This is a genomic window from Pontibacter kalidii (assembly GCF_026278245.1).
Classification (GTDB): Bacteria; Bacteroidota; Bacteroidia; order Cytophagales; family Hymenobacteraceae; genus Pontibacter; species Pontibacter kalidii.
On record NZ_CP111079.1, the window covers coordinates 1,512,822 to 1,537,383 of the forward strand.

At 52.7% G+C, this 24,562-nt stretch carries 23 protein-coding genes; 11 read left to right on the plus strand and 12 right to left on the minus strand.

The genetic code is table 11. The features are described from left to right. The first annotated feature begins 3 nt into the window (after positions 1-3). The 3 genes from OH144_RS06495 to OH144_RS06505 all read left to right on the plus strand — a co-directional run bounded on the left by OH144_RS06495 (position 4) and on the right by OH144_RS06505 (position 2,412). Positions 4-303, plus strand: coding sequence for a GIY-YIG nuclease family protein (locus OH144_RS06495; RefSeq protein ID WP_266205490.1), 300 nt, complete (start codon positions 4-6; stop codon positions 301-303). Positions 304-478: 175 nt separating this feature from the next. After that, positions 479-1,477 carry a cation diffusion facilitator family transporter gene (locus OH144_RS06500; protein WP_266205491.1) on the plus strand — a complete coding sequence of 333 codons (999 nt, stop codon included), beginning with the start codon at positions 479-481 and terminating at the stop codon, positions 1,475-1,477. Between the two features lie 8 nt (positions 1,478-1,485). After that, a complete protein-coding gene (locus OH144_RS06505) occupies positions 1,486-2,412 on the plus strand; it encodes a ketopantoate reductase family protein (RefSeq protein ID WP_266205492.1) in 927 nt (308 codons plus the stop codon). A gap of 103 nt (positions 2,413-2,515) precedes the next feature. Here OH144_RS06505 and dprA read toward each other — a convergent pair whose 3' ends face one another. Both dprA and OH144_RS06515 read right to left on the minus strand, forming a co-directional pair. Further along, positions 2,516-3,637, minus strand: coding sequence for a DNA-processing protein DprA (gene dprA, locus OH144_RS06510; RefSeq protein ID WP_266205493.1), 1,122 nt, complete (start codon positions 3,635-3,637; stop codon positions 2,516-2,518). A 21-nt stretch (positions 3,638-3,658) separates the two neighbouring features. After that, positions 3,659-4,006 carry a MerR family transcriptional regulator gene (locus OH144_RS06515; RefSeq protein ID WP_073851009.1) on the minus strand — a complete coding sequence of 116 codons (348 nt, stop codon included), beginning with the start codon at positions 4,004-4,006 and terminating at the stop codon, positions 3,659-3,661. Positions 4,007-4,207: 201 nt separating this feature from the next. Between OH144_RS06515 and alaS the strand changes: the two genes are divergently transcribed. The 3 genes from alaS to OH144_RS06530 all read left to right on the plus strand — a co-directional run bounded on the left by alaS (position 4,208) and on the right by OH144_RS06530 (position 9,504). Beyond that, on the plus strand, positions 4,208-6,844 hold the full coding sequence (alaS, locus tag OH144_RS06520; protein ID WP_266205494.1) for an alanine--tRNA ligase: 2,637 nt from the start codon (positions 4,208-4,210) through the stop codon (positions 6,842-6,844). A gap of 66 nt (positions 6,845-6,910) precedes the next feature. Next, on the plus strand, positions 6,911-8,368 hold the full coding sequence (gene gatB / locus OH144_RS06525; RefSeq protein ID WP_266205495.1) for an Asp-tRNA(Asn)/Glu-tRNA(Gln) amidotransferase subunit GatB: 1,458 nt from the start codon (positions 6,911-6,913) through the stop codon (positions 8,366-8,368). 11 nt (positions 8,369-8,379) lie between these two features. Beyond that, entirely contained in the window at positions 8,380-9,504 is a 1,125-nt protein-coding gene (locus OH144_RS06530; RefSeq protein ID WP_266205496.1) for a TlpA disulfide reductase family protein, read from the plus strand. 138 nt (positions 9,505-9,642) lie between these two features. Here OH144_RS06530 and OH144_RS06535 read toward each other — a convergent pair whose 3' ends face one another. From OH144_RS06535 to OH144_RS06545, 3 genes are all read right to left on the minus strand, one after another. Beyond that, positions 9,643-10,281: a hypothetical protein gene (locus tag OH144_RS06535; protein ID WP_266205497.1), complete on the minus strand. Its 639-nt coding sequence runs from the start codon at positions 10,279-10,281 to the stop codon at positions 9,643-9,645. A 6-nt stretch (positions 10,282-10,287) separates the two neighbouring features. Continuing rightward, entirely contained in the window at positions 10,288-10,821 is a 534-nt protein-coding gene (locus OH144_RS06540; RefSeq protein WP_266205498.1) for an acyl-CoA thioesterase, read from the minus strand. Positions 10,822-10,912: 91 nt separating this feature from the next. Next, on the minus strand, positions 10,913-11,572 hold the full coding sequence (locus OH144_RS06545) for a protein-L-isoaspartate(D-aspartate) O-methyltransferase (protein ID WP_266205499.1): 660 nt from the start codon (positions 11,570-11,572) through the stop codon (positions 10,913-10,915). A gap of 225 nt (positions 11,573-11,797) precedes the next feature. Between OH144_RS06545 and OH144_RS06550 the strand changes: the two genes are divergently transcribed. Next, complete coding sequence (locus tag OH144_RS06550) at positions 11,798-12,385, plus strand: riboflavin synthase (RefSeq protein WP_266205500.1); 588 nt, start codon at positions 11,798-11,800, stop codon at positions 12,383-12,385. Between the two features lie 99 nt (positions 12,386-12,484). Here OH144_RS06550 and OH144_RS06555 read toward each other — a convergent pair whose 3' ends face one another. From OH144_RS06555 to OH144_RS06570, 4 genes are all read right to left on the minus strand, one after another. Further along, complete coding sequence (locus tag OH144_RS06555) at positions 12,485-12,949, minus strand: DoxX family protein (RefSeq protein ID WP_266205501.1); 465 nt, start codon at positions 12,947-12,949, stop codon at positions 12,485-12,487. Between the two features lie 105 nt (positions 12,950-13,054). Then, the gene (locus OH144_RS06560; RefSeq protein WP_323134794.1) at positions 13,055-14,371 is read right to left on the minus strand and encodes a TonB-dependent receptor plug domain-containing protein; all 1,317 of its coding nucleotides are present in this window, start codon (positions 14,369-14,371) and stop codon (positions 13,055-13,057) included. Between the two features lie 3 nt (positions 14,372-14,374). Further along, positions 14,375-15,331: a TonB-dependent receptor gene (locus OH144_RS06565; RefSeq protein ID WP_266205502.1), complete on the minus strand. Its 957-nt coding sequence runs from the start codon at positions 15,329-15,331 to the stop codon at positions 14,375-14,377. A gap of 185 nt (positions 15,332-15,516) precedes the next feature. Next, positions 15,517-16,221, minus strand: coding sequence for an SIR2 family NAD-dependent protein deacylase (locus tag OH144_RS06570; RefSeq protein WP_266205503.1), 705 nt, complete (start codon positions 16,219-16,221; stop codon positions 15,517-15,519). Positions 16,222-16,339: 118 nt separating this feature from the next. Between OH144_RS06570 and OH144_RS06575 the strand changes: the two genes are divergently transcribed. Then, positions 16,340-16,783 (plus strand): AAA family ATPase, encoded by a 444-nt coding sequence (locus OH144_RS06575; protein WP_266205504.1) that lies wholly within the window; start codon positions 16,340-16,342, stop codon positions 16,781-16,783. 86 nt (positions 16,784-16,869) lie between these two features. Next, positions 16,870-18,102, plus strand: coding sequence for a pyridoxal phosphate-dependent aminotransferase (locus OH144_RS06580; RefSeq protein ID WP_266205505.1), 1,233 nt, complete (start codon positions 16,870-16,872; stop codon positions 18,100-18,102). 110 nt (positions 18,103-18,212) lie between these two features. Here OH144_RS06580 and OH144_RS06585 read toward each other — a convergent pair whose 3' ends face one another. Next, the gene (locus OH144_RS06585) at positions 18,213-20,042 is read right to left on the minus strand and encodes a M2 family metallopeptidase (RefSeq protein WP_266205506.1); all 1,830 of its coding nucleotides are present in this window, start codon (positions 20,040-20,042) and stop codon (positions 18,213-18,215) included. Between the two features lie 433 nt (positions 20,043-20,475). Here OH144_RS06585 and OH144_RS06590 point away from each other — a divergent pair, with 433 nt between their 5' ends. Then, positions 20,476-21,366: a hypothetical protein gene (locus tag OH144_RS06590; protein WP_266205507.1), complete on the plus strand. Its 891-nt coding sequence runs from the start codon at positions 20,476-20,478 to the stop codon at positions 21,364-21,366. Between the two features lie 73 nt (positions 21,367-21,439). Here the strand turns inward: OH144_RS06590 and OH144_RS06595 are convergent, their stop codons facing one another. Both OH144_RS06595 and rmuC read right to left on the minus strand, forming a co-directional pair. Further along, complete coding sequence (locus tag OH144_RS06595) at positions 21,440-21,943, minus strand: PEGA domain-containing protein (protein ID WP_266205508.1); 504 nt, start codon at positions 21,941-21,943, stop codon at positions 21,440-21,442. A 236-nt stretch (positions 21,944-22,179) separates the two neighbouring features. Then, positions 22,180-23,505 carry a DNA recombination protein RmuC gene (gene rmuC / locus OH144_RS06600; RefSeq protein ID WP_266205509.1) on the minus strand — a complete coding sequence of 442 codons (1,326 nt, stop codon included), beginning with the start codon at positions 23,503-23,505 and terminating at the stop codon, positions 22,180-22,182. A gap of 759 nt (positions 23,506-24,264) precedes the next feature. Here rmuC and OH144_RS06605 point away from each other — a divergent pair. Beyond that, positions 24,265-24,510 carry a hypothetical protein gene (locus tag OH144_RS06605; protein ID WP_266205510.1) on the plus strand — a complete coding sequence of 82 codons (246 nt, stop codon included), beginning with the start codon at positions 24,265-24,267 and terminating at the stop codon, positions 24,508-24,510. The last annotated feature ends 52 nt before the right edge of the window (positions 24,511-24,562 follow it).

Genomic DNA, 24,562 nt, shown 5'->3' on the forward strand with positions numbered 1-24,562 from the left:
GTTATGCAAGCACAGGAGCCACATTACTTTGTATACATATTTGGCGATCAACCGCGCGCGAATGTTGAAATAGGCGTAGCAGGAGACCTGCAAAAGCTCTCGCTTGCCAAGGCTGCGCCTGCTCCTGACGCAAGCCCCACGCTCCAGCCGGCCAAGCTGGTGTATTACGAGCACTACCAGGTAGAGGACGAGGCTCTGAGCAGGGAGCAGCAGCTAAAGGGGGAGAGCAAAGACGCGACCATTTACCTGATCGAGTCGATGAACCCGAACTGGCTGGACCTGAGCGACACGCTGGACGATTAACGTACATTTTAGCGCAGTGCCTTTGCCGCTACTTGGAGGAGTAACGGCTGCTGAATGCTTTTGCCGTTTTTAAAGTATAAATCCAGCCAATAGGCATTGGCGCCCTATATTCGTACCTTTACAGCAGCCCCGGCTTTCGGGGTTCAAGCTTCCCTGACAAAAAGTAAGCGCACTTTTGAGAAAAAAAATCCATAGCCTGGGCGAGAACATACGGCTGCAGTTGTTTGTGGTGCTGGTGGGAGTGGTGCTGCTGGCTGCTAAGTTCCTGGCGTTTATCCTAACCAACTCCAACGCCATCCTGACCGATGCGCTGGAGTCGATCATCAACGTGGTGGCAGGCGCTTTCTCACTTTACAGTCTGGTACTTTCCGCCCGCCCGCGCGACGAAAACCACCCCTACGGCCACGGCAAGATCGAGTTTGTGGCCGCCACGCTGGAGGGGGCACTTATCCTGGTGGCCGGTGGCGCCATCATCGTTAAATCCATTCTTAATTTGATTAAGCCGATCCCGCTGCACCAGCTCGACATCGGTATCCTGCTGATAGCAGCCTCTGGCGTGGTAAACTATGCGGTGGGCTACATCACAGAGCGAAAGGGCCTGCAAAACAACTCGCTGGTGCTGGCCGCGGGCGGCAAACACCTGAAAACCGATGCCTACTCCACGGCGGGTATACTGATCGGACTGCTGCTCATTTACCTCACCGGCATGGTGTGGCTCGATAGTGCAGTGGCGATTCTCTTTGGATTGATGATCGGGTACACCGGCTACCGCATTTTGCGTTCCTCCATCGCCGGCATTATGGATGAGGCCGATTATGAGCTGCTGCAGCGCATTGTGCAGGTGCTGAACCAGAATCGCCGCCCCAACTGGATAGACATCCACAACTTGCGCGTCATCAAGTATGGTTCTACCCTCCACATCGACTGCCATCTCACGCTGCCCTGGTACCTGAACGTGCAGGAGGCGCACGACGAGGTAGAGGCAGTGGCCGACGTGGTACGCGAAAAGATAGATCCCAGCATCGAGCTTTTTATTCATACCGACCCTTGTATTGAGACCTCCTGCGCCATTTGCACCAAAGATGGATGCAACGTGCGCCGTCAGCAGTTCCAGGAGCGGGTGGAGTGGGATTTCGAGAAAGTGATAGCAGACCGTAAGCACGGGTTAGAATAATAAAGACTATGGAAAAGTATAAAATAGCCGTTGTCGGCATAGGCGGTGTAGGAGGCTACTATGGTGGCAAGTTTGCACAGCGCTTTGCCGGCGATGAAAAGTATGAAATCAGCTTTATAGCCCGCGGAGCGCATAAAGAGAAGCTGGAGCAGGAAGGCCTGCGGTTGGAGCTGGATGAAGAGGTGCAGACGGTGCATCCTGACCGGGTAACTGCTGATCCATCGAGCCTTGGGAAGCTTGACCTTATACTTTTCTGCGTCAAAAGCTACGGGCTGGCACAGGTGGCCGAGCAGCTAGCTGAAACTATAGGTCCTGATACGGTTATACTTCCTTTGCTCAACGGCGTGGAAAGTATAGCATACCTGCAGCAACGGTTTCCGGAGGCGCAGGTGCTGTGGGGCTGCGTATACATCATCTCAAGTATAAAAGAACCTGGCGTGGTACAGGTGCAGGGCAAATATAACCGCCTGATCTGGGGGAATCCGAGGCTTCCACAGCAAAAGCTGCAGCAGGTGAAGCGCCTGTTTGATGAAGCCGGCATCAACCACGAGCACTACGAACAGGAAGTGGAAGAGAAAGTATGGGAGAAGTTCTCTTTCATCTCGCCGGTAGCCAGCCTCACGTCGCTTACGCACCAGCCGATGGGGCAGATCGTGGAGCAGCCTGCCCTGAGAGCGCAGTTTCAGGAACTGACGCTCGAGCTAATGGAGGTCGCCAGAGCCAAAGGTGTGATTCTGCCAGCTGAACTGGTGAAGCAAAATCTGGCGGTGGTGGAGCGTATGCAGCAGCATGTCACCTCCTCGATGGAGCGCGATTTTGCACAGGGTAAAGAGACAGAACTGGAAAACCTGACCGGCTATGTAGTGCGGGAGGCAGCGAAGTATGGCGTGCCTGTGCCACAGTATGAGCAGGTATACCGGGAGCTGAAAGGGTGATTGATGAATAAATAGTTAAGTGGCTGAATTGACCGAACACGATTTGAGCCGGCGCAACCTGTCCTTCCTCAGATGCTCACAACTCAAATAACGAGTAACTAAATCAGAGCAGCATAAACCGCTTGCCCGGCAACGCTTTCACCATTCCTTTAAACTCCAGTCCTAAAAGGACCGAGGCTAAAAGACTAACCGGCACCTGCGCTTTCCAGCTCAGGTTATCCATGTGCTCCTCACGGGTTTGCTGCAGTACCTGCAGCACTTTCAACTCATCGGTATTAAATTCAGCGGGGTCAAAAGCAGGAGCGGAGACTTTCTTTTTTTGTGCAGCTTCGTCTTCCAGGTCCCAGTTCAATAGTTCCACCAGGTCCTGCACCGAGGTATAGGCCACGGCTTTCAGGGACTTTATCAGGTGGTTGGTGCCTTCTGAGACAGGGGAGGTGATGTTACCGGGCACCGCCATGACTTCCTTGTCGTAGCTGTGGGCAATGTCAGCGGTGATGAGCGTGCCGCTTCTCATGGCGGCCTCCACCACGATGGTGCAGTCGCTCATACCGGCAATGATACGGTTACGGGCCGGAAAGCGCGGAGCGTCAGGCTTGGTGCCAAAAGGGTTCTCAGTAAGCAAGCCTCCCTGCGAGAGCATGCGCTCGGCATACTTGCGGTGCACGGCCGGGTAAACGGTTTCGGGCCCGCTGGCCATCACCCCAACAGTGGGCAGACCGGCCTGCAGCGCGGCCCGGTGCGCCACCACATCCACCCCATAGGCCAGTCCGCTCACGATCATGACGTTAAAAGGCTTCAGTTCTTCCACAATCCGCTCGGTTACCGCTTGGCCATAACTGGTTATCTGCCTGGTGCCTACCATGCTGATGATGCGGTGCTGGTTGAGGTTGGCATTGCCCCGGAAGTATAAAAGTGTGGGCGCGTCCGGGATCTGCTTGAGCCGGTCCGGGAACCTGGGCGAAGTATAGAACAGCAGTTGCACCTCCTCTGCCTCGGCCCGTTTTACCCATTCCTCCGCCTGCAGCAAGGTGCCTCTGGCGTTCTCCTTTATACTTTGGATGAGTTTCGGGCCAACGCCCGGAATCTTCTGCAACCTAACCGGGGGAGCCTCAAAAACAGCTTTGGGCGATCCGCAGTAGCTCACCAGCTGCCGCGTCAGCTGCGCCCCTACGCCGGGCAGGCGGGTGATGGCAAGCTCGTAAATATTCTGTTCCTCTACCATAGGTAAAGAACTACGCAGCTTTTAGGCTTTGGTGTTCAGTTGTTCCTTGATGCCTTGCAAAAACGCCTTCACCTTCTCCAGGGATTCCACGATCTCCATCTTGTCCTTGGCCTGTACCGGCTTGTTTTTCATCACCTCGCGGGCGCCCTGTATGGTATAGCCGCGCTCCTTTACCAGGTGGTACACGGTGCGCAGCGTCTCAATGTCCTTCTGCGTGTACTGGCGGTTGCCTTTCTTATTCTTTTTGGGCTTCAGCTGCTCAAACTCGGTTTCCCAGAAACGAATCAGCGAGGGGGCAACGTCGAACATGGCGGCCACCTCCCCGATGGTATAATACTGCTTCTCTATCTCTTTTTCCTTGTATGGCATAATCCTGTATGGTTAATCGGGCAAAGCAGGCGTAATTTTTGTGCAATAGTTCCTGATTACGGCTAAATATGCTACTTTTGCCCTTATTGTGCTTGTTGGTAACCGCTGTTAAAGAGGTATTACCGTTTGGCAAAAATTAGATATTTTTCGCTCTTAAACAACAAGTATAGCACTAAGTATCTAAAGGCTTAACAATCATACATGAACTCAGCTGAGATTAGACAAAAGTTCCTGGACTTCTTCGCTTCCAAACAGCACCAGATCGTGCCTTCTGCGCCTATCGTGGTAAAGGATGACCCCACCCTGATGTTTATCAACTCGGGCATGGCGCCTTTTAAAGACTATTTTCTGGGCAACAAGCCCGCACCCTCTAAGCGTGTGGCCGATACGCAGAAGTGCCTTCGGGTGAGTGGTAAGCACAACGACCTGGAAGAGGTAGGCTACGACACCTACCACCACACCATGTTCGAAATGCTGGGCAACTGGTCGTTTGGTGACTACTTCAAAAAAGAGGGGCTCGAGTGGTCGTGGGAGTTACTGACGGAAGTATACAAGCTGCCAAAGGACAGGCTATACGTTTCCGTGTTTCAGGGCGACGCGTCGGAGAACCTGCCGATGGACCAGGAGGCCTATGACATCTGGAAGACCATGATCGCAGAAGACCGCATCCTGATGGGCAACAAAAAGGACAACTTCTGGGAGATGGGCGATACCGGCCCCTGCGGTCCCTGCTCGGAAATCCACATCGATCTGCGTTCTGATGAGGAACGCGCGAGCGTAGACGGCAAAACACTGGTCAACGCAGACCATCCGCAGGTGGTGGAGATCTGGAACAACGTATTCATGGAGTTCAATCGCCTGGCTGATGGCACGCTGGTTAAACTGCCTGCCCAGCACGTAGATACCGGCATGGGCTTTGAGCGCCTGTGCATGGCCATCCAGGGCAAGCGCTCCAACTACGATACGGACGTATTCCAGCCGCTGATCCAGTTTATTGCCAAAGAAGCCGACGTAACGTATGGCCAGGACGAGAAGACAGACGTTGCCATCCGCGTAATTGCCGACCACATCCGGGCTATTTCTTTCACGATTGCCGACGGGCAGCTGCCGTCTAACAACAAGGCTGGTTATGTGATCCGCCGTATTCTGCGTCGTGCGGTGCGCTACGGTTTCACTTTCCTGGATTTCAAGAAGCCATTTTTATACAAGCTGACTGAGGTGCTGGCCGAGCAGACCGCGCACGTGTTCCCGGAACTCAAGCAGCAGCTGGGCTTTGTGCAGCGCGTGATTGAAGAAGAGGAGAATGCGTTCCTCCGCACGCTGGAGAACGGCCTGAAGCGTCTCGATGCACTGGAGGAGACTTTCAAGCAGCACAACAACACCATCGACGGCAAAACCGCCTTTGAACTATACGACACCTTCGGCTTCCCGCTGGACCTGACCGCTTTGATCGCCCGCGAGAAGGGGTTGAAAGTAGATGAGCAAGGCTTTGGCAAAGAGATGGAGCAGCAGAAAAATCGCTCCCGCAACGCCTCCGCCACCGAGCAAAGCGACTGGGTGATTCTGCAGCCGGACGTAGTCAACGAGTTCGTGGGCTACGACTGCGACACGACAGACTCCCACATTGTGCGTTACCGCCAGGTGAAAGCCAAGAACAAGAGCGAGTTCCACCTGGTGCTGGACAAGACGCCTTTCTATGCTGAAAGCGGCGGACAGGTAGGCGACGTGGGTTACCTGCTAGCGGACGGCGAACGCGTGGAGGTACTCGACACGAAGAAAGAGAACGACCTTATCCTGCATATCACCAGCAAACTACCCCAAAATTTGGTGGCTGGCTTTAGAGCGGAGATCGATGCGGAGCGCCGCAATATGATCCGTAAAAACCACTCGGCTACGCACTTGCTGCATGCTGCCTTAAGAAAAGTTTTAGGCGACCACGTGCAGCAGCGCGGCTCGCTGGTAAACGAGAAAATACTACGTTTCGACTTCTCGCACTTTGCGAAGGTAGAGGAGGCAGAGCTTCGTGAAATCGAGCACATCGTGAACGAGCGCGTGCGCCAATCTATTCCGTTGGATGAGCGTCGCAACGTGCCGATTGACGAAGCCAAAAACATGGGCGCCACCGCTTTGTTCGGAGAGAAGTATGGCGACTTTGTTCGTGTGATTACCTTCGGCAGCGATTACTCTGTAGAGCTTTGCGGCGGCACGCACGTGCACAACACCGGCAACATTGGTTACTTTAAGATCATTTCGGAAAGCTCTGTGGCCGCGGGCGTGCGCCGTATAGAGGCCACTACAGCCGAGGCAGCGGAAGAATACATGCAGCAGCAACTGAACGAGCTGAATGCGGTGCGCGAGGTGCTGAATACGCAGAGCAACGTATCGGGTGCGGTACAGAAGATGCAGGACGACCTAAAAGCCATGCAAAAGCAGCTGGAGGCCTTTGAGTTGAAGCAACTGAGCGGACTGAAGGAAACACTGGCGCAGAAAGCGCAGCAGCTGGATGGAATTAACCTGATCACCGAGCGCGTGGACCTGAGCTCTGCCGACTACCTCAAAAAGCTGGCTTTCGACATGCGCCAGGTCGTGGAGAACCTCGTGCTTATACTTGCCGCCGAAATCGATGGCAAGCCTCAGATCGCGGTGATGCTATCGGATAACCTGGTGCAGGACAGGAATCTGAACGCGAGCCAGCTGGTGCGCGAACTGGCCAAGGAAATTAAGGGCGGCGGCGGCGGACAACCCTTCTATGCCACAGCGGGAGGTAAAGATGCCGCTGGCCTGAGTGCCGTGCCTGCTAAAGCGGTTGAACTTATAAAAACAATGATTAATGGTTAATTAATAATGAATAATGGAGAGTGATAAATTAGTCATTCTTCATTCTTCATTAATCATTATAAAGAAATGGATAAAGCGATAAGAGATAAGTATCAAGCCATTATAGGTTTAGAAGTACACGCGCAGCTGTTAACCGATAGCAAAGCCTATTCCTCCGACTCGACAGAATACGGCATGCTGCCCAACACCAACCTGAGCGAGATCACGCTGGGCCACCCGGGCACCCTGCCGCGCGTGAACAAGCGCGTGGTGGAGATGGCCGTGAAAATGGGTTTGGCTACGAATTGCGAGATCACGAAGTATAACGTGTACGCCCGCAAAAACTATTTCTATCCGGACCTTCCGAAGGGCTACCAGATCACGCAGGACAAAACCCCGATTTGTACCCACGGCCACCTCTTGATTAAAGATGCTGCCGGCGAAGAGAAAAAGATCGGCATTACCCGCATCCACATGGAGGAAGACGCCGGTAAGTCGATGCACCTGCCGGGTGAGGTGGAGACGCTGGTGGACTTTAACCGCGCCGGCGTGCCGCTCATCGAGATCGTGTCGGAGCCGGATATCCGTGATTCGGAGGAAGCCTATAATTACCTGATCGAGATCAAGCGCCTGGTTCGTTACCTGGATATCTGCGACGGCAACATGGAGGAAGGCTCGCTTCGCTGCGACGCTAACATCTCGGTAATGCTGAAGGACTCACCGCTTTGGGGAACCAAGGTGGAGGTGAAGAACATGAACTCCTTCCGCAACGTGCAGCGTGCCATCGAGCACGAGATCGAGCGCCAGATCATGGTGCTGGAGAACGGCGGTAAGGTAGACGGCGAAACGCGTAACTTCGATGCCAACACCGGTTCCACCACGGCCATGCGCTCCAAGGAAACGCTGAACGATTACCGCTACTTCCCGGAGCCGGACCTTCCGCCGCTGGTGATTGAGCAGGAGTGGCTGGAGTCTGTGAAGGCGGCGATGCCAAGCCTGCCGCAGGAGTTGTATAAGCGTTTTGTGTCCGAGTTCGGCCTGCCGGAGTACGATGCCGCCGTGCTGACTGACGCCAAGGAGATCGCTTTATACTTTGAGCAACTGGCCAAGCACACCAAAAACTATAAAGCGGCTTCTAACTGGGTGATGGGCCCTATAAAGTCATACCTGAACGAGCTGCAGCTGCACATCAGGGACTTCCCGCTGAAGCCGGAACAAATCGCGGAGCTTATTGCTTTAGTAGATGAGAACAAGGTAAGTCACTCGGTGGCAGCCAAGAAAGTATTCCCTTTCATGCTGGAGCACCCGGAGTATTCAGCGCAACGTGTAGCCGAGGAGCAGAACCTGTTGCAGGAATCCGATACTGACGAGCTGGCACAGATTGTGCAGCAGGTGCTGACTGAGAACCCCGCCAAAGTGGAGGAGTACAAAGCCGGCAAGCAGTCGCTGATCGGGATGTTTATGGGGGAGATCATGAAGAAGACCAAGGGAAAGGCCGACCCGAAAGTGACAAACCAATTGTTAAGAGAGAAACTGAACGCCTAAAATAGCTAACCATGAAGTTAAAGAACATGTTGGCAGTAGCTTCCGCTGCTGTTATACTTGCCAGTTGCCAGGGAAACAAGCCTGCCACAAACGGCGAAGGCAGTTATACCATACAGGGCAAGCTCAACAACGCCACACCCGGGCAGATATACCTTTTTGAGCTGGGGGAGCAGAGCTTTGAGCCACGCGACACCGCCGAACTGAGCGACGAGGGGACCTTTACCTTCTCGGGTAAGGTGGAGGAGCCGACGTTCTACCGCATAGCACTGGACCAGCAGAACGGCTTGATGCTGGTGCTGGAGGAAGGCAAGATCGCCGTAGAGGCCGACGCCAAAGACCTTAACGGAACGGCAAAAGTGGAAGGGTCTGAGGAGTCGAAGCTGTTTATGGAGCTGAACCAACTGGTGAACGATACGCGCAAGCAGCAATCAGAACTGGAGCAGCAATTTGCCAAGGCCATGCAGGAAGGCAACACGGAAGAAGCGGAGCGCCTGCGTGCCGAGTACTTCAGGCAGCAAAACAGTATTAAGGACTTCATCGCGCAGCATCCCCAGTCTATAGTGTCAGCTTTTGGTACGGCCAGCCTGATAGACCCTGTTAATGATTTCGCCTTTGCCGATAGTATGGCCACGCTTTACAACCAGCACATCCCGAACTCTAAGTATACCGCGTTGGTGAACGAGCGCCTGAAGCCTCACCGCAGCACGGCTATCGGCCAGCTCGCGCCGGATATCACGCTCCCCAGCCCGGATGGCAGTACAAAGTCGCTCTCATCGCTGCGCGGAAAGTATGTGCTGATCGACTTTTGGGCCAGCTGGTGCGGTCCTTGCCGCCAGGAGAACCCGAACGTGGTGCGCATGTACAACAAGTTGAAAAACGAAGGCAAAGGCTTTGAGATCTTTGGCGTTTCGCTGGACCAGTCGGAGGAGAAGTGGCTGGCCGCCATTGAGAAAGATAAGCTTACATGGCCGCAGGTGTCTGACCTGAAAGGGTGGGAGAGCACTGCCGCACAACTTTACAACGTGACGGCTATCCCGCAGACAGTGCTGCTTGATCCGGAAGGAAAGATTGTTGCCAAAGGTTTGAGGGGAGAGGCACTCGAGCAGAAACTGGAGGAACTCCTGACGCAAAACTAGAAATCTCCGTGACGAGGAAGATTCCTCATTTCCTGACCATTCAAAAAAGGGCGGCCTTCCATACTTTGGAAGGCCGCCCTTTTTTTATACTTCATACCTAAAAGTATGAATCCTGGAGTATACTTCCCTCTTAGGAGGTTATAGGTTAAAGGTCTTCTGCAGCGCCCCCCACAGCAGCTTTTTGTGCTCCAAATTGTGCTCTAGTAGGCTGAGTGCCTGTGAGAAAACCACGGGCACCTTGCCTACGGTTACCGGGCTGTACAGCGTGAACTTCTCGTGCGGCAGCGCCGTTTCGATGCGGCTGGCAAAGCTGATGATATAGTTTACCGGCAGCTCCCGCTGCAGTTCCTCGAACAGCGCCAATTCCCCGGATATGTTATTCACGTAAGCCACATCCGCAGGCTTCAGACCAATGGCCGAGAGAATCTTTTGCAGAAACTGCAGCTGCGGCAGCTGGGCGAATTCGACATCCGGTATCGTAACCAGAATGACCACCCCTTTTTGGTTTTGCCCGCTTATTTTATACTTCTGTTGCTGCGGTGCGGCCTCCTTTTTGGGGATTTTTGGCAACTCATGTACCACCTGGTTGGCAGGTACAGGGGCAGCTATAGTAGCCGGTGAGGTGGCCTCAACCTCTATGGCGTTGGTCTCCTGTACCTCCACCGGTTCGGGTGCCACGGGGGCAGACACAGCACTTTCGCCCTCTACCAAATAAATAGTTTCGGGGATGAAGCTTTTGAGAAACTCACTGCTGATAGCTGCCTGTAGACCTGCCATGTATACTTAGTCGTTCGTGTCTTCTTTGATGTTGAAAATGGAGCGCAGTTCTGTTGCCTCGCTTGGCTTCATGCGTCCGGCCAGTACCAGGCGCAGCTGGCGGCGGCGCAGGGCTTCGTTGTAAAGCCTAACCTCCTCCTCTGTCTCAGGAATGGCCTCCGGCACATCGATCGGGTTGCCCAGCTGATCTACCGCCACAAAGGTGAAGAACGCCTGGTTCGACATTACTTTCCTGCCGCTTGGGATGTCCTCGGCATACACTACGATGTGCACTTCCATGGAGGAGTTGAAGGCGCGGGTCACCTTGGCCTCCAGCGTGACCACATTGCCAAGCCGTATACTTTCGGAGAAGGATACATTATCCACCGAAGCTGTTACCACGATGCGGTTGGAGTGCTTCTGCGCTGCAATAGCCGACACAATGTCCATCCAGTGCATCATTCTGCCGCCCATCAGGTTGTGAAGGGTATTGGTGTCGTTGGGTAACACCAGCTCCGTCATGATGACGTATGAATCAGATACTTTTTTTTGTTTACGCATTCCAGATTGTTGTTTGTACGGGCAAAGATAAGGCGCCGGCGCCAAACGATAAAATCTACTTCAGGGGCTACACAAAGTATAAGTAGTCCTGCTATTCGCCTCCGCTCCAGCCGGAGCGACCCAGCAGCGGCACAAACTTAAAGTCACTGAAAGCTTCCTTCGTGAACTCATTTTCCTCCACCCGCGTGATGCGCAGCATCTTTTGTGACTTTTCATCTCCCACAGGTATAACTAGAATGCCGCCTACATTCAGCTGGCGCAGCAGCTCTTTGGGCACCACGGGTGCACCGGCCGTCACGATGATCTTATCGAAAGGCGCCTGGGAAGGAAGGCCAAGGGAGCCGTCGCCATGGAAGGTATGGGGCTGGAGGCCGTGCTTACGGAAGAACAGGCGGGCCTTTTCGTACAGCGGCCTGTTATACTCGATGGTGTAGACGTTTGGCGTGAGTTGCAGGAGGATGGTGCACTGGTAACCGGAGCCGGTGCCAATCTCCAGCACCTTATCGGTAGGTTTTAGCCGCAGCAGCTCGCTCTGAAACGCCACCGTATACGGCTGCGAGATGGTCTGGCCTTCTCCGATGGGGAAGGCCTTGTCCTGGTAGGCCTGCTCCAGAAATGCTTTGTCGAAGAAGAAGTGACGCGGTACAGACTCGATGGCAGCCAGCACGCGCTCATCACGGATGCCTTTTTCGCGAAGCAGTTTTACCAGAGCCCGGCGCATGCCTTTGTGCCTGTACGAGTCGGTTTGCATGTTTTAGTAGTCTAGTGTTCTTTAATGTAGCTTTACTGCCCCCGGTAGAGGCTTGTTTGCGAAAATAAGCATCTAAGGCCAATAAAGCTCGCTTAAAGGCCCTTTTCCTTTTTTTATTTTGAAATGCCGCGGCACCACGGCTTAATCGTATTACTTTTGGTAAACATTTTTTGCGGCAGCCGGATTTATACTTACGGCAACCAAACGAACTTCAAATTCTACGCTATGTTTACCGGAATAATAGAGGCCCTGGGCCGCGTAACTGCCATAGAGGACGAGCAAACCAACAAACACTTCACACTCACGTCACCTTTCATCAACGAGTTGAAGATAGACCAAAGCGTGGCGCACAACGGCGTGTGCCTGACGGTGGTACGCATAAACGGGGAGGAGTACACAGTGACGGCTATTGACGAGACGCTGCGCAAAACGAACCTGCACAGCCTGAAAGTGGGCGATCCGGTGAACCTGGAGCGCTGCATGCAGGCCAACGGCCGTTTCGACGGGCATGTGGTGCAGGGGCACGTGGACCAGACCGGGGTTTGCGAGGAAGTAAAGGACGAGAACGGCAGCTGGGTCTTTACCTTCAGCTACGATACCAGCCAGGGCAATGTGACTGTGGAGAAAGGCTCCATCTGCGTAAACGGCATCAGCCTGACGGTGGTAAACTCGCGGGAGGACCGGTTTTCAGTGGCCATCATTCCGTATACTTTTGAGCACACCAACCTGCACACGGTAAAGCCCGGCGACACTGTTAACCTGGAGTTCGACATCATCGGAAAGTATGTGGCCAGGCTGCTGGGGAAAAGTTAGTTATTAGTTGCTGGATATTAGTTGTTAGATATTATTTATTAGTTGATAGAATTCAATTTCTCAAACTCCTACTTCTCTAACTCTCTAACTTTTTAACTTTCAAAATTTCCGCTCCTGGTTCGCCATACTTCGGTCGATGCTGAGCTTGCCGGCGCCCCCAACTGCCAGGGCCCATGCCATACCGATGACCAGTAAGTGGTATTCATAGCCTTCGCCCGGCTGGTTACCGCCCCAGTTCATAAAGAACCCGTAGGGAAGGTGTAGGGCAAGTATGATTCCGACAAAAAGGCCGATAAAAGCCAGACCCCACAGGCGCACCCAAAAGCCCAGGATCAGGCAGATAGCGCCTACAAACTCGATGATGATCACCAGCCAGCCCAGCCAACCGGGCATCCCGGAGACTTTTTCGAAGGACGCCATAAAAGCGGCAGGCCCATACCCGCCAAACCAGCCAAACAGCTTCTGAGCCCCGTGCGGCCACATCACAAGCCCTAACATTACCCGCACAATCGTCAGGCCCCAGGTGTCGTGCGTTGCCAGTATTCTGTCTTTGAAAAAAGCCATACCTATACCAATGGTTATAATCCATAGGCTTACGGAATTTATACATTTTGGATAAGAGAAGCCGACACCTTGCTTTCCTGCTTCGGCTAATAGCACTTTGGCAGCTTAAAGCAGACCGAAGCGGAGCCCAAAGAACAAGGTGCGCGGCCGTGCCGGGCCATACACATAGTTGCTATCGCGGTAAGGCCCGGTGTCAAAATCCTTCTGGTAGGCATTTAGGATATTTTGCACGCCGGCATGTAACTGCAGGTCCTGTTTTATACTTTTAATTGTGAAGCGATAAGCCAGTTTCAGGTTGTTTTCTACGAACGTGGGCGAAGTATGCAGCTTGTCTTCCACCACTCCGGGGGCTCCAGCAAAGTGCGGCACCAGCATCGGGCCCGTCAGTACACCCGAGAAAGTGGCGTTGAAGCGGCTTTGCGGCAGAAGCGTGAGCACATAATAGCCATACAAGTCTGGCGTGCGGGTGTATTTTCGCGTTCCGGCTATCTCCGACGACCAGGCAACCGGCGCATCGTACCGGGAGCGTTGTACCGTCAGGCCCGTCTCCACCTGGAACCGCTGGTCATAGTTCAGGCGGCCCTCCAGCGTCATCCCTTTTACGGTGGAGGGGCTACCGTTCGTGCGCAGCAGCTGCTGATTACCCTGTTCATCCATACCTATCTCCTCCAGCACGAAGGCATGGTAGAGGCGGGTGTAGAACGCATCTACCGTGAAGCCATAGATCATGCGCTCGCTGGGTTTATTGAAATCCAATGAAGCGTTTAAGGCATCGGAGGTTTCCTCCCTCAGCTCCGGGTCAAGCTGAATAAGGGAGATGCCTCCGCCGGCGAAGGCTATGTGCAGGTCGGTTTCAAATGCCTGCGGTGCCCTGAAGCCACGCGCATAGGAGCCGCGCAGCTGGGTGGTGGTGCCAAGCTTGTAAAGCATGTTTAGCCGCGGCGTCAGCATCAGCTTTTCCACCTTATCGTGCTTGCTGGCCCGCACGCCGGCAAGGATGGTAAAGGTAGGGGATACATTCCAGTCGCTTTGCAGGAATAGGCCGGCCAGGTTGTTTTTCTGGTCTATCAGGTAGTTATAGGCGGCTATTTCATCAAATGTATTGTCATACAAGTGCTCCGCGCCCATGGTAAAGGTATTGCTGCCGCCCAGGAAATTGCTTACGTTGTGGTTGTACTGAAAGCCACCCTGTAGGGTATGGCTCCTGGTCCGGCCCCATCCATCCGACTGGTTTATACCTGTATAGTGCGTCCGTTTGGTGTTTTGGCCTGATCCGTAGAGGCTGAACGATGAGTTGCTGTTTTCGAGCTGATGGTCCCAGTTAAAGCTGCCTACCAGAATGTTGTGCAGCCGGTACTCTGACTGGTCGGCGCGGTCGGCAGGTAGATCCAGCTTATTGCCGCCTTTGCGCTCCTCGTAAATGCTTCAGCCATTCACCTCTACTTTATCGCGATCGGTCGGCTTAAAAAAGGTGTTGAAGCCAAAGGAGTTGTTGTGGAGCTGCGTGAGCTCTGAAAAGCCGTCACCGTTGGCGTCAAAGGCTTCCCTGTTGCGGTGCGAGGCGAAGAAGGAGAAACCGGCATGCTGTTCCTCGTTCACCGTGTTCACATTCGCGTTCAGGATATGGTCCCAGGCAGCACCATCTATCACAGCGGAGTTGGTAGAGAGGGTGTAAGTGCTTTCCGTCGGCTCTTTGGTAATGATGTTCACCGTGCCGGCAATGGCGCTTGAGCCGTAGAGCACAGAGCCGCCGCCGCGGACTACCTCCACGCGCTCCACCATATTGGCTGGAAGCTGCTCCAGCCCATAGAGGCTCATGAGCGAAATAAAGATAGGACGGCTGTTCACGAGCACCTGCGAGTAGGAGCCACCCAGCCCGTTTATGCGCAGCTGCGTGTAATTGCAGGTCTGGCAGTCGGTTTCCATGCGCAGGCCCGGCTGAAAGCAAAGCCCTTCGCTCAGCGTGTTGGACTGTGTAAAGCCGAAGGTGCGGCTGTCGAGTACATTTACGGCTACGGGGCTTTCCAGCCTGCGTCGCTCGGTGCGGGTGCCGGTTACCACCACCTCATGTAGTGTGGCATGGCTCTCCTGAAGTATAAAGTCCATCGTGACCAGCGTGTCTGCCGCTACCTGCACCGTTTGCTGCGCCCGTTTGTAGCCAATGGCTTTTACCTGTACTTCATACTTGCCTGCCGGAAGATCCCCGAGGGCATAGTTTCCCCCCAGGTCAGTAGTAGTGCCCCACGGCGTCCCCTCTAGCAGAACAGTGGCGAAAGGGACAGGTTTGCCTGTTTCAGACATTACCAGCCCCAGGATGCTGGCCTCCTGCGCTGAGGCGGTTATAGTGACAAAGGAAAAAAGGAGTAAAAGTGAGTTTCTCATAGTTTTAGGATTTTCATGTTTATCTATTAGAAACGCAAAAGTATAAATTTAGATTAATCTAAACACTGATTTCATATAGTTTAATATCCTTTGCATAAGTCGTTAGGGGGCGGTTAGTCTAGGCACAATAAAAAAGCCCTGGCAGTTTTACCTGCAGGGCTGACAGACCTCTTGTTCTTTTTGGGTTATTTATACTTCTCCCGAAGCAGCTTCGCCACCTTTTCCATGCCAGTGCTGGCTTTTTCTTCGTAGCGGTGCAAATTTGGCCGCACTCGTATACTTGGAAGGTTGGGGTCTACCACAAAAATCGGTACCTCATGGTCTACATAATCCACCAGGCCAGCGGCGGGATATACTACCAGCGAGGTGCCCACCACCAAAAAGATATCTGCCTGTAGTGTTTCCGCAATGGCAACCTCCATCATGGGTACGGCTTCTCCAAACCATACGATGTTGGGGCGCAGCTGCGATCCGCGCTCACATTTATCCCCTTTCTTCAGCTCCCAACCCTCAATGGGGTACACCAGACTAGGGTCCAGGGTGCTCCGGCTCTCGAACAGCTTGCCGTGCAGGTGGATGACGTTAGTGGAGCCGGCACGCTCGTGCAGGTCGTCCACATTCTGGGTGATGATCCGCACGTCAAAGTCCTTCTCCAGATCGGCCAGAGCCTCGTGGGCAGCGTTCGGCTTTACGGTATGGGCGTTTTTGCGGCGCTGGTTATAGAAATCGAGCACCAGCTCCGGGTTCTTTTGCCATCCCTGCGGAGAGGCAACCTCCATCACGTCATGGCCTTCCCACAGCCCGTTTGCATCCCGGAAAGTGGCGATGCCGCTTTCGGCACTTATGCCGGCACCTGTCAGCACCACCAGCTTTTTCTTCTGAGCATCCATTTATACTTTGTTATAGTGATCTTCTTTATATGCTTTACTAGCCTTAAAGTTACAGTTTCAGCACTTGCTTACAACCTAAGCCGGTCTGCACTCTTATACTTTGTAAAACATCAGGATTATGCAAGCCATTATCTTTTGCGGCATACAAGCCAGCGGCAAGTCAACTTTTTACAGGGAACGCTTCTTTAACAGCCATGTGCGCATCAGCCTGGATTTGCTCCGCACCCGCCACCGTGAACTGCTTTTCCTGGAGACTTGCCTGAAGAGCCAGACGCGCTATGTGGTGGATAATACCAACCCCACCAGAGCAGAACGTGCAAAGTATATAGGTATGGCAAAAGCTGCCAAGTATGAGGTGGTGGGTTACTACTTTGAGACCAGTTCTGAGGAGGCGGTGAGGCGGAACAGCCAGCGGGCAGGGAGGTTCTTGATACCTGTTAAAGGAATTTACGGCACCCGTAAACGGCTGGAAGTGCCGGGTTTGAGCGAAGGCTATGACAAGCTCTATCTGGTGCGGCTAAGGCCTTGGGGGGAGTATGAAGTGCGGCAGGTAGCGGAGTAGGAAAGAGGTAACTGCTTGTTAAATAAAATCATGTGAGGAAGGGGTGGAAATCATTAAGGGTGCTATCTTGGCTAAATTTTAGTAATATGATCAAAAGCAGCAAGCGCCTCCACCATGTATCGTATGCCCTGCGAGGGCCTCTGTATGAGCGGGCAAACGAACTTGAACTGGCGGGGCAGCGCATTACAAAACTTAACATCGGTAATCCGGCCCCTTTTGGGTTTGAGGCCCCTGAGGAGGTGGTGCAGCACATCATCCGCAATCTGGGGAATGCACAGGGATACTCTGACCACAAAGGACTGCTAAGTGCACGGGAGGCCGTTAAGCGTTACTACGATGCGAAAGGTGTTGTCAACATCAGCACCGATGATATCTTCCTGGGCAACGGCCTGAGTGAGTTGATTATGCACGCCGTGGAGGCACTGCTGGATGAGGGGGACGAGGTGCTGGTGCCATCGCCGGACTATCCGCTCTGGACGGCTTCCGTGCGCTTTGCCGGTGGCAAGGCTGTACATTACCGTTGCGATGAAGAGGCTGACTGGTTTCCGGACGTGCAGGATATCCGGAGCAAGCTCACGAGCCGCACCCGCGCGCTGGTGCTCATCAACCCAAACAATCCTACAGGGGCCGTATACTCCAGGGAGCTGCTGCAGGAACTGGTGCAACTTGCGGAGGAGCACAACCTGCTTATCTTTTCGGATGAGATCTATGACAAGATTCTGTACGACGAAGTGGCGTTTACTTCCGCTGCCTCCTTGTCGGATGAGGTGGTGTTTGTAACCCTCAGCGGACTTTCCAAGAACTACCTGGCTGCCGGCTTCCGAGCAGGGTGGTTGCTGGTGAGCGGTGCCAGGCACAAAGCGCAGGAATACGTGAACGGACTAAACACCCTGGCCAGCCTGCGGGTGTGCAGCAACGTACCAGCACAGTTTGCCATTGAGGCGGCGCTACAGGGCCAGCAAAGCATGCACACCCTTACCAGCCCAAACGGAAGGCTGGGGCTGCAACGTGCCATCTGCTACGAGAAACTAACGGCTATTCCTGGCGTTACCTGCGTTAAGCCTAAAGGGGCATTTTACATGTTCCCGAAGCTGGACCTGAAGCAGTTTACTGTTTTAGATGACCAGGAATTTGCCCTGAACCTGCTCACAGAGCAGCATGTGCTGCTGGTACCCGGCACAGGCTTTAACTATACGCACCCCGACCATTTCAGGGTAGTGTACCTGCCGGAACCGATAGAACTGTCCCAAACCTTGGAAAGGTTGGCGGACTTTCTGCAGGTGCATCAGGTAACGAAGCTGGAGAAACTAGGGGTTTAGGATTCAAAAAAGATAGAAAGTAAAGAGCCTCAGCAGGAACACCTGCTGAGGCTTTTTAGGTGGAGTGGTTATCTTTTATTTCTTATCTCCTGAATTCTCTACCTCTTAAACTACAAAGTATATTTTCTGCCTTTGTTCTGCTCTTTCAGGTAGTCCATCAGCGGCTGGAAGTAATCTACCATAGCGCGGGCGCTCAGCTCTTCGCCGGTTTTCTCCTTGAGCATCTGGCGCCAGTCAGCTGAGGCGCCCGGGTACATGATGTCGCGCAGGAAGTTGCCTACTTCTTTGCTGCCATAGTAGTTGGTGGCGTGCGGGTCTTGCTTCAGGATGTTTTTAGCGATGTGGTCGTGCAGCTGGAAAAGGATTACATAGCTCATGGCATAATCATAGTATTGCGCCGCATCGTCGTTAATGTGTGTTTTGGTGGCTGCATCCAGGTAATTCTCGCCTCGGTCTGCCGGAGGCACAATGCCTTGATACTTCTTCGTCAGCTCCCACCAACGCTTGTTCAGCTGGTCTGCCGGCAGGTTTTTGGCATAGAAATCATGCTCCCACTCGCTCATCACCCCGGAAGAGAAAGGAATGAAGACCACATAGTTCAGCGCCTCTTTGAGCAGTGTCTGCACCTCGTCCGTCTGCACATCCTTATCTATCAGGTTCAGCTCCGCCAGGAAAGGCTTCTGCATGGCCGCCAGGCCAAGTAATGACCCGACAGCCTCGTGGTAGGCACGGTTGGCGCCCTCACGCAGTAGCACCGGCACATCCGGGTTGGTATAGGTCATGTAATAATAGATGTGGCCCAGCTCGTGGTGGGTGGTCTCATACCACTCTGCGTTCGGCTCCACGCTCATCAGGCAGCGCACGTCCTGATTCAGGTCCATGTGCCAGGCAGAGGCGTGGTTATTTTTCTTATAACCGGCGTTTGGTGGCAGCGGGTACAGGCTCGATTTCGTGTAAAACGACTGTGGCAGTTCCGGAAAACCCATGCTGGTGTAGAAACGCTCCGCCTGCTTTACTTGCCACTCGGCGCCTTTCGGCTTCAGGGCGGCGTCCAGGTCAATGCCTTCTACCTCTACCATCGAGCTCCAGTCCTGTCCCCAGCGGTTAGGCACCCAGTGAGCGGGGAGGTAGTCCGGCACTTCCTTCACACCATACTTCTTTGCCAGCTCATAGCGTGCATAGGTATGCAGTTCGCGGTAGAGCGGGCGCAGCTCCTCATTTATCTGCCGCATCAAATCCATCATCTCCTCCCGCGACATACCATAGTCAGAGGCCTGATAGCTGAAGTAGTCGTCGTAGCCGAGGCTCTGCACTGTTTTATTGCGGAGCTGGCGCAGGTTCAGTAGGCCCTCCTTCAAATTAGGTCCCACTGCCTTGCTGGCGTTCCAGGCATCGAGGCGTTTCTTCAGGTCTGATTCCGTTTTCAGGATGTTATCAATCTCGTTGGTGCTGACCGACTTTTCATAGATGCGGTAATCGAAGCCGTAGAGCTTCTCTGTCTGCTCCGTCTCGGCTTTGATGCGGGCTTTGACCACATCCGGAATGATTTGCGGGTTGTTGGCACCTGCATAGAGTATGGCCTCGTACTGTTTTACCTGCAGGGGCGTCAGCTGGTCTTTTTTCTCCAGCATAGTGCGGGCCATCTGAATGTTCTCGGCGCTTCCGGTAAAGGCGGCAAAAGCTTCGTTGGCGCGGCGGGTGGCGGCTGCATTCGTCGTATCGCCCTCTACGATTTTGGTGTTCGAAGCCCATTCTGCCTCAGCAGAGCGGGTATACAGTTCCTGGTATCTTGTAGAGTACTGGTCCAGAAAGGCCTGTGCCTCCTGCTGCACTTCGGTTATTTCTGCGGTTTGCTCTGTGCCTGCCGTCTCTGTTTTCTGGCTGGAGCAGGCGGAGAGAAGTGCTGCGGCGGTGAGGCCGGTAAAGATTAGTTTTTTCATGGGCTAATTGTGTCTTTGTTTTATCCCTCCAAGCAGCTGTTGAAGGAAAGAATAAATATAAGCAATGGAGCGTAATTTATTGCCTTTTGCCGTTTTTGTAATACTAAATTAATCTTAGATATAAATGTATCTATATTATAATATATACGTATATTTGTTATATTCATACTTATAATTGAAGTATGTCTACAAGAGTGGCATTCCTTTCTATTACATCACAAATTTCTTTTCGGGATTAAGACCTTTTAAAAGCTGGTTAGAGTTTAAGGCCTTTAGTTTTCACCTACTGCAGTGTGGCGCTACTGCTGGTTACGTGTGGACTGTCGACTAAAGCTCACCGCGTGTGGTGTGTGGCCTTAGGATTGGCGCTGTTTTGCTTGCTTCTGATTTATCTAATAATGTAGAATCATTCACCTAACCCCTTATAAACTATATGAAAAAGTTATTCCGCAGTTCAGTTTTAGTTTCGGCCATGCTAGCCTCCACGTTCCTGATTACAGGTTGCGAAAAGGAAATGGATAGTGCCGAGCTGATGAGCAGTTCCTCGAGTGCAGCCAAGGCCGCTGCCGTAACTGCTCAGTCTATCATGGTAGACATTAATGTTAACGCCCCAGCTATTGATGCAGAGGGCACTTGGGTATTTGACAATGTTGCTGCAGCAGCATACTTTTCTGGAGGTACTGCGAACAATAGAAATACGGCTGCGCAGAGACAGAAGTGTGTTTTCTTTAATGGTGGTACATTGGAAGGGGTAAAAATTGGGCAAAACCAGATTACGCCTGTGACAACCAACCCTCTTGCCGCTAAAACAGCCTGGACTCTTGTTTCTGCTGGAAATGGCGTTACAAACTCAGAAGTTACAGTTGATATAGCTATCGCAGGCCAATCTGTAGTCGTAAACAAGGGCAGAGCCAAGTACTCCTTTACCTTACTCGACGAAGAAGGCAATGCCCGCATCAGCGACCTGAAAGTAATGGTTAACGGCCAGGAGGATGTAATTGATCCGGCCTACACTGTTGAAGTCGGCGACGAAACCAACAACTGCTTGGCTGATGTCTTCTATACAGCAAACGCAGGCACATTTGGCCGAGCTACCTATGCCTTGTTAACAGACATGACCATGGGAGAGATTATAAGCCAGAATGCCTTCAGTAGCACCTCTGCCTGTGGCAATGCCTCCGTCGCTAAACTTGACCAGCTGAACTATAGCTTACCGGCCGGTACCTATACCATTACGGTAACAGGTACAGTAAAAGGTAACGCTGGCATGGCCTCGACCCCTTTTGAAGTGACACAGACAGTTACCGTTGGGGATTGCAACTAAGCGTACAGCAAGTATACCAGCAAAAAAAGAGGGGCACCATACTGTATGGCGCCCCTCTTTTTTTGCTGGCCTGCTATTTCTTCTCCAATTGGCCTATCTTCTCCCAGGTCGGATCAATATCAAGCGTCACAGCAATAAAGATATCACTGTCTTTCTTTTGGGAGTTTACTGCAGTCTGGCGTCCCAACTGCGCAATCACCTGGTCTGGCGAAAGTTTATACATACTTCCAGTGGCAGCGTCTACGATTATACCTATCAGGCCACCAATCAGGATGTTACCAAGAAACCAGCCATTGAACTCGCGCTTCACCTTTACCTCGTAAGGGTAATAGCCATCCAGCTCTATTTTAACGTCATAGAAACCACGTCCCGAAGGGGTGCCCGGGAAATTGGCGTTTCGCTTCAACCTTACCTGCGTAGGGGTGGTTCCGTAGGCAGCGCCGTTTATACTTACCTTAGCGCCCGTAGGCTGGCTGCTGAAGTCTACCGTTTGCCTGGAACCATTGACAATGGTGGCACAGCTCATGCACGTGAGTGCTAAGGCTAGCATGGAGACCTGTGTAAATTTTCTGATCATAAAAGGTATATTAAGTTGTTTTATAGCTATTGTGCTGCGCATGAACCCCAAGAGAAAAGGCATTGAGCAAGGTTGTGTAAATATAGGAATATATTAATACAACTTACAATAAAAGGAATTTTTATGCAGCCGTAGAGGCTTTTACTCTATTGGTGCCCTTGTGCCTTTTAACATAGGGTAACTTTATGCCGATTATGAAGACGTATAGACAAAGCTCTTGGGTAATGGGGTTACCTTTAGCTAGCTTCCTCCGGTAGCTGCGCCTCCTGCAGTAGGTTGTCGTCCAAAGTTTTACTTGTTTTAGCGCCTAACTCCCGCAGAATTTCCACTCTCCGGACCAGGTTGCCCTTGCCTTCGGTAAGCTTGTTCATGGCGGCGTTATAGGAGCTTTGGCTGTGCTCCAGGTGCTTACCTATTGTCTTCAGATCATCCACAAAACCCACAAACTTGTCGTACAGCTTGCCGCTTTCCTCAGCTATTTTCAGGACGTTGCGTTTCTGGTCTTCCTGGCGCCATACGCCGGCTACTGTTCTTAAAGTGGCCAGAAGGGTAGAGGTGGTTACCAAGACAATGTTCTTATCGAAGGCATCGGTGAACAGGTCGTGGTCGTGCTGCACAGCCAGGTTAAAGGCCGGCTCTATTGGGATATACATCAGCACAAAATCCGGGGAGTTGATGCCGTTGAGACGGTGGTAACTTTTGCGGCCCAGGTCGGAGAAGTGGGTGCGTACGGAATTGATATGGCCGCGCAGGTATACTTCCTGCTGGTGCTCATCCTCGCAACTGCAGAAGGCCTCATAGGCAACCAACGACATCTTGGAATCGATAATGAGGTGCTTGCCGTCCGGCAGCCGCACGATCACGTCGGGGCGGTATACTTGCTTTTCGTCGTTCTGCCGTACCTCCTCGCGCTCATAATGTACGCCCTTACGGAGCCCCGATTTCTCCAGCAGACTCTCCAGCAGGTACTCACCCCAGTTACCCTGCGTTTTGCTCTCGCCTTTCAGAGCCCTGGTGAGGTTCACGGCATCCTGGCTCATCTGCTGGTTAAGAGAGGCCAGCTGGGTGATCTGCTCTTTCAGGGAGATGCTGTCTTTTAAGGTTTTCTCGTAGGTCTGCTCTACCTTTACTTCAAACTCTTTGATACGTTCCTTGAGCGGGGAGAGGATGCGCTCCAGATTCTCGGAAGAAGCCTTATTGAAGTGCTCGGCATTGGTCATCAGCACCTGGTTGGAGATACTCTGGAACTGCTGCAGGAATTTCTCGCGGAGTTGCTCCAGCTCTCGGCCTTGTTCCTGGAGGCGGGCTTTAAGGTGCTCATAGTCTGTCTCGGTTTTGGTGAGGGCGTTGGTCAGGTCCAGCGTTTCAGACTGGGCCTCGCGTAGCAGTACCTTTAGCTGCTCCAGTTCCGCGGCCTTTTGCTGCGCCTGCCCCTCCAGTACGCCCTGCGCCACGGCTGCCTGATTTGCCGTTTGCTGCAGCGCGCTCATTTTCCCCTTCAGTGCCAGGAACGCCACCACCAACCCCGCTAAAAATGCCGCTATACCTACGATGATCTCCATAGGGTAAAGGTAAAGTATTTTAGTATCGAAGCAAATGCTTTTGCTAATGAAATTAGCTTAAGAGAGTTTGAGAAATCGGACTTTAGAAAAATGTGGAGTTAATGAAACTCCTCCTGGAGGCAAAGCCGTTGCAATCTGCTTAAAACAAGCCCTTATTAAATTGTTTTCTTGTCAAGGAACCTATAGGAAATAGAGGGCCACTTTCTAGAGATTATAAGCTACATCAATTGGCCTACAAGAATCACGCAACAAGTTCAGGATCCGAGACTTGATTAAAGAGAGGAATCTGCTGTTGCTTCTCATGAAGTATAAGTTTCGTAGCCGCTGATGAAGCGCGGACAGGTCGCGACCTGTCCGTGCAAAGTATAAACCCACCCCTGGCCCCTCCGAGGAGGGGAGTTATACCTCACCCCAACCCTCTCCTAAAAACAGGAGAGGGAGTTTATACTTGCTCCTTTCCCTGTCATCTCGAGTACTCTTGAGGCGGGAGCCGAAGAGAGCCAGCGTAGCTGTGAGAGATCTATCCGGAATTCTAAAGAGATCTCTCCCAAAGGTCGAGATGACAAATAGCAACGGCTATCGAACTGATCCCAGCCTTTGGGTTGAGCGCCTTCTATTGATGCGGTGCTGAGCTTGCTCAGCAGCCCGGAGCGCCAGCGAGGAGCAGCTTCAATAGGCCGCGCGATGCCAAAGGACGAGCCCTCCCGGGCTGGAGGGAGCCAAAGCCAGGAATGAAACGAGCAGGATTCAAGGCCGTGGATGAAGCCGCAGCTAACAAGTATAACTTGGTTCAGTTGGCAGGAAGCGGTGGCAGGTAAAGGCTTAAGCCGACGCTTGCGCCAGAGAAGTATAAGGTTTGGCCGAAGTATAAATGTGGCTTTCGCGGACTACAAATCCGCTGCTTCATACTTTCGGATTACAATTCCGAAAGAGCGGGAGATTTGCGCCAGTAAGGTAGGCAAGTATAAAAGTACAACCTACTGCGGATCTGGAAATCCGCAGTAGGTGCGGGTAGGGGCCCTCTTTAAGGTTCCGGACAAAGGTGTCCGGAACAGCA

Bases quoted from the DNA above. Each gene is read 5' to 3' on its own strand.
- OH144_RS06530 (WP_266205496.1), top strand. From the start codon at position 8,380: ATGAAGTTAAAGAACATGTTGGCAGTAGCTTCCGCTGCTGTTATACTT.
- OH144_RS06535 (WP_266205497.1), bottom strand. From the start codon at position 10,281: ATGGCAGGTCTACAGGCAGCTATCAGCAGTGAGTTTCTCAAAAGCTTC.
- dprA (WP_266205493.1), bottom strand. From the start codon at position 3,637: ATGGTAGAGGAACAGAATATTTACGAGCTTGCCATCACCCGCCTGCCC.
- gatB (WP_266205495.1), top strand. From the start codon at position 6,911: ATGGATAAAGCGATAAGAGATAAGTATCAAGCCATTATAGGTTTAGAA.
- OH144_RS06575 (WP_266205504.1), top strand. From the start codon at position 16,340: ATGCAAGCCATTATCTTTTGCGGCATACAAGCCAGCGGCAAGTCAACT.
- OH144_RS06605 (WP_266205510.1), top strand. From the start codon at position 24,265: ATGAAGCCGCAGCTAACAAGTATAACTTGGTTCAGTTGGCAGGAAGCG.
- alaS (WP_266205494.1), top strand. From the start codon at position 4,208: ATGAACTCAGCTGAGATTAGACAAAAGTTCCTGGACTTCTTCGCTTCC.
- OH144_RS06540 (WP_266205498.1), bottom strand. From the start codon at position 10,821: ATGCGTAAACAAAAAAAAGTATCTGATTCATACGTCATCATGACGGAG.
- OH144_RS06565 (WP_266205502.1), bottom strand. From the start codon at position 15,331: ATGAGAAACTCACTTTTACTCCTTTTTTCCTTTGTCACTATAACCGCC.
- OH144_RS06570 (WP_266205503.1), bottom strand. From the start codon at position 16,221: ATGGATGCTCAGAAGAAAAAGCTGGTGGTGCTGACAGGTGCCGGCATA.
- OH144_RS06505 (WP_266205492.1), top strand. From the start codon at position 1,486: ATGGAAAAGTATAAAATAGCCGTTGTCGGCATAGGCGGTGTAGGAGGC.
- OH144_RS06545 (WP_266205499.1), bottom strand. From the start codon at position 11,572: ATGCAAACCGACTCGTACAGGCACAAAGGCATGCGCCGGGCTCTGGTA.
- OH144_RS06585 (WP_266205506.1), bottom strand. From the start codon at position 20,042: ATGAAAAAACTAATCTTTACCGGCCTCACCGCCGCAGCACTTCTCTCC.
- OH144_RS06555 (WP_266205501.1), bottom strand. From the start codon at position 12,949: ATGGCTTTTTTCAAAGACAGAATACTGGCAACGCACGACACCTGGGGC.
- OH144_RS06590 (WP_266205507.1), top strand. From the start codon at position 20,476: ATGAAAAAGTTATTCCGCAGTTCAGTTTTAGTTTCGGCCATGCTAGCC.
- rmuC (WP_266205509.1), bottom strand. From the start codon at position 23,505: ATGGAGATCATCGTAGGTATAGCGGCATTTTTAGCGGGGTTGGTGGTG.
- OH144_RS06580 (WP_266205505.1), top strand. From the start codon at position 16,870: ATGATCAAAAGCAGCAAGCGCCTCCACCATGTATCGTATGCCCTGCGA.
- OH144_RS06595 (WP_266205508.1), bottom strand. From the start codon at position 21,943: ATGATCAGAAAATTTACACAGGTCTCCATGCTAGCCTTAGCACTCACG.
- OH144_RS06550 (WP_266205500.1), top strand. From the start codon at position 11,798: ATGTTTACCGGAATAATAGAGGCCCTGGGCCGCGTAACTGCCATAGAG.
- OH144_RS06515 (WP_073851009.1), bottom strand. From the start codon at position 4,006: ATGCCATACAAGGAAAAAGAGATAGAGAAGCAGTATTATACCATCGGG.
- OH144_RS06495 (WP_266205490.1), top strand. From the start codon at position 4: ATGCAAGCACAGGAGCCACATTACTTTGTATACATATTTGGCGATCAA.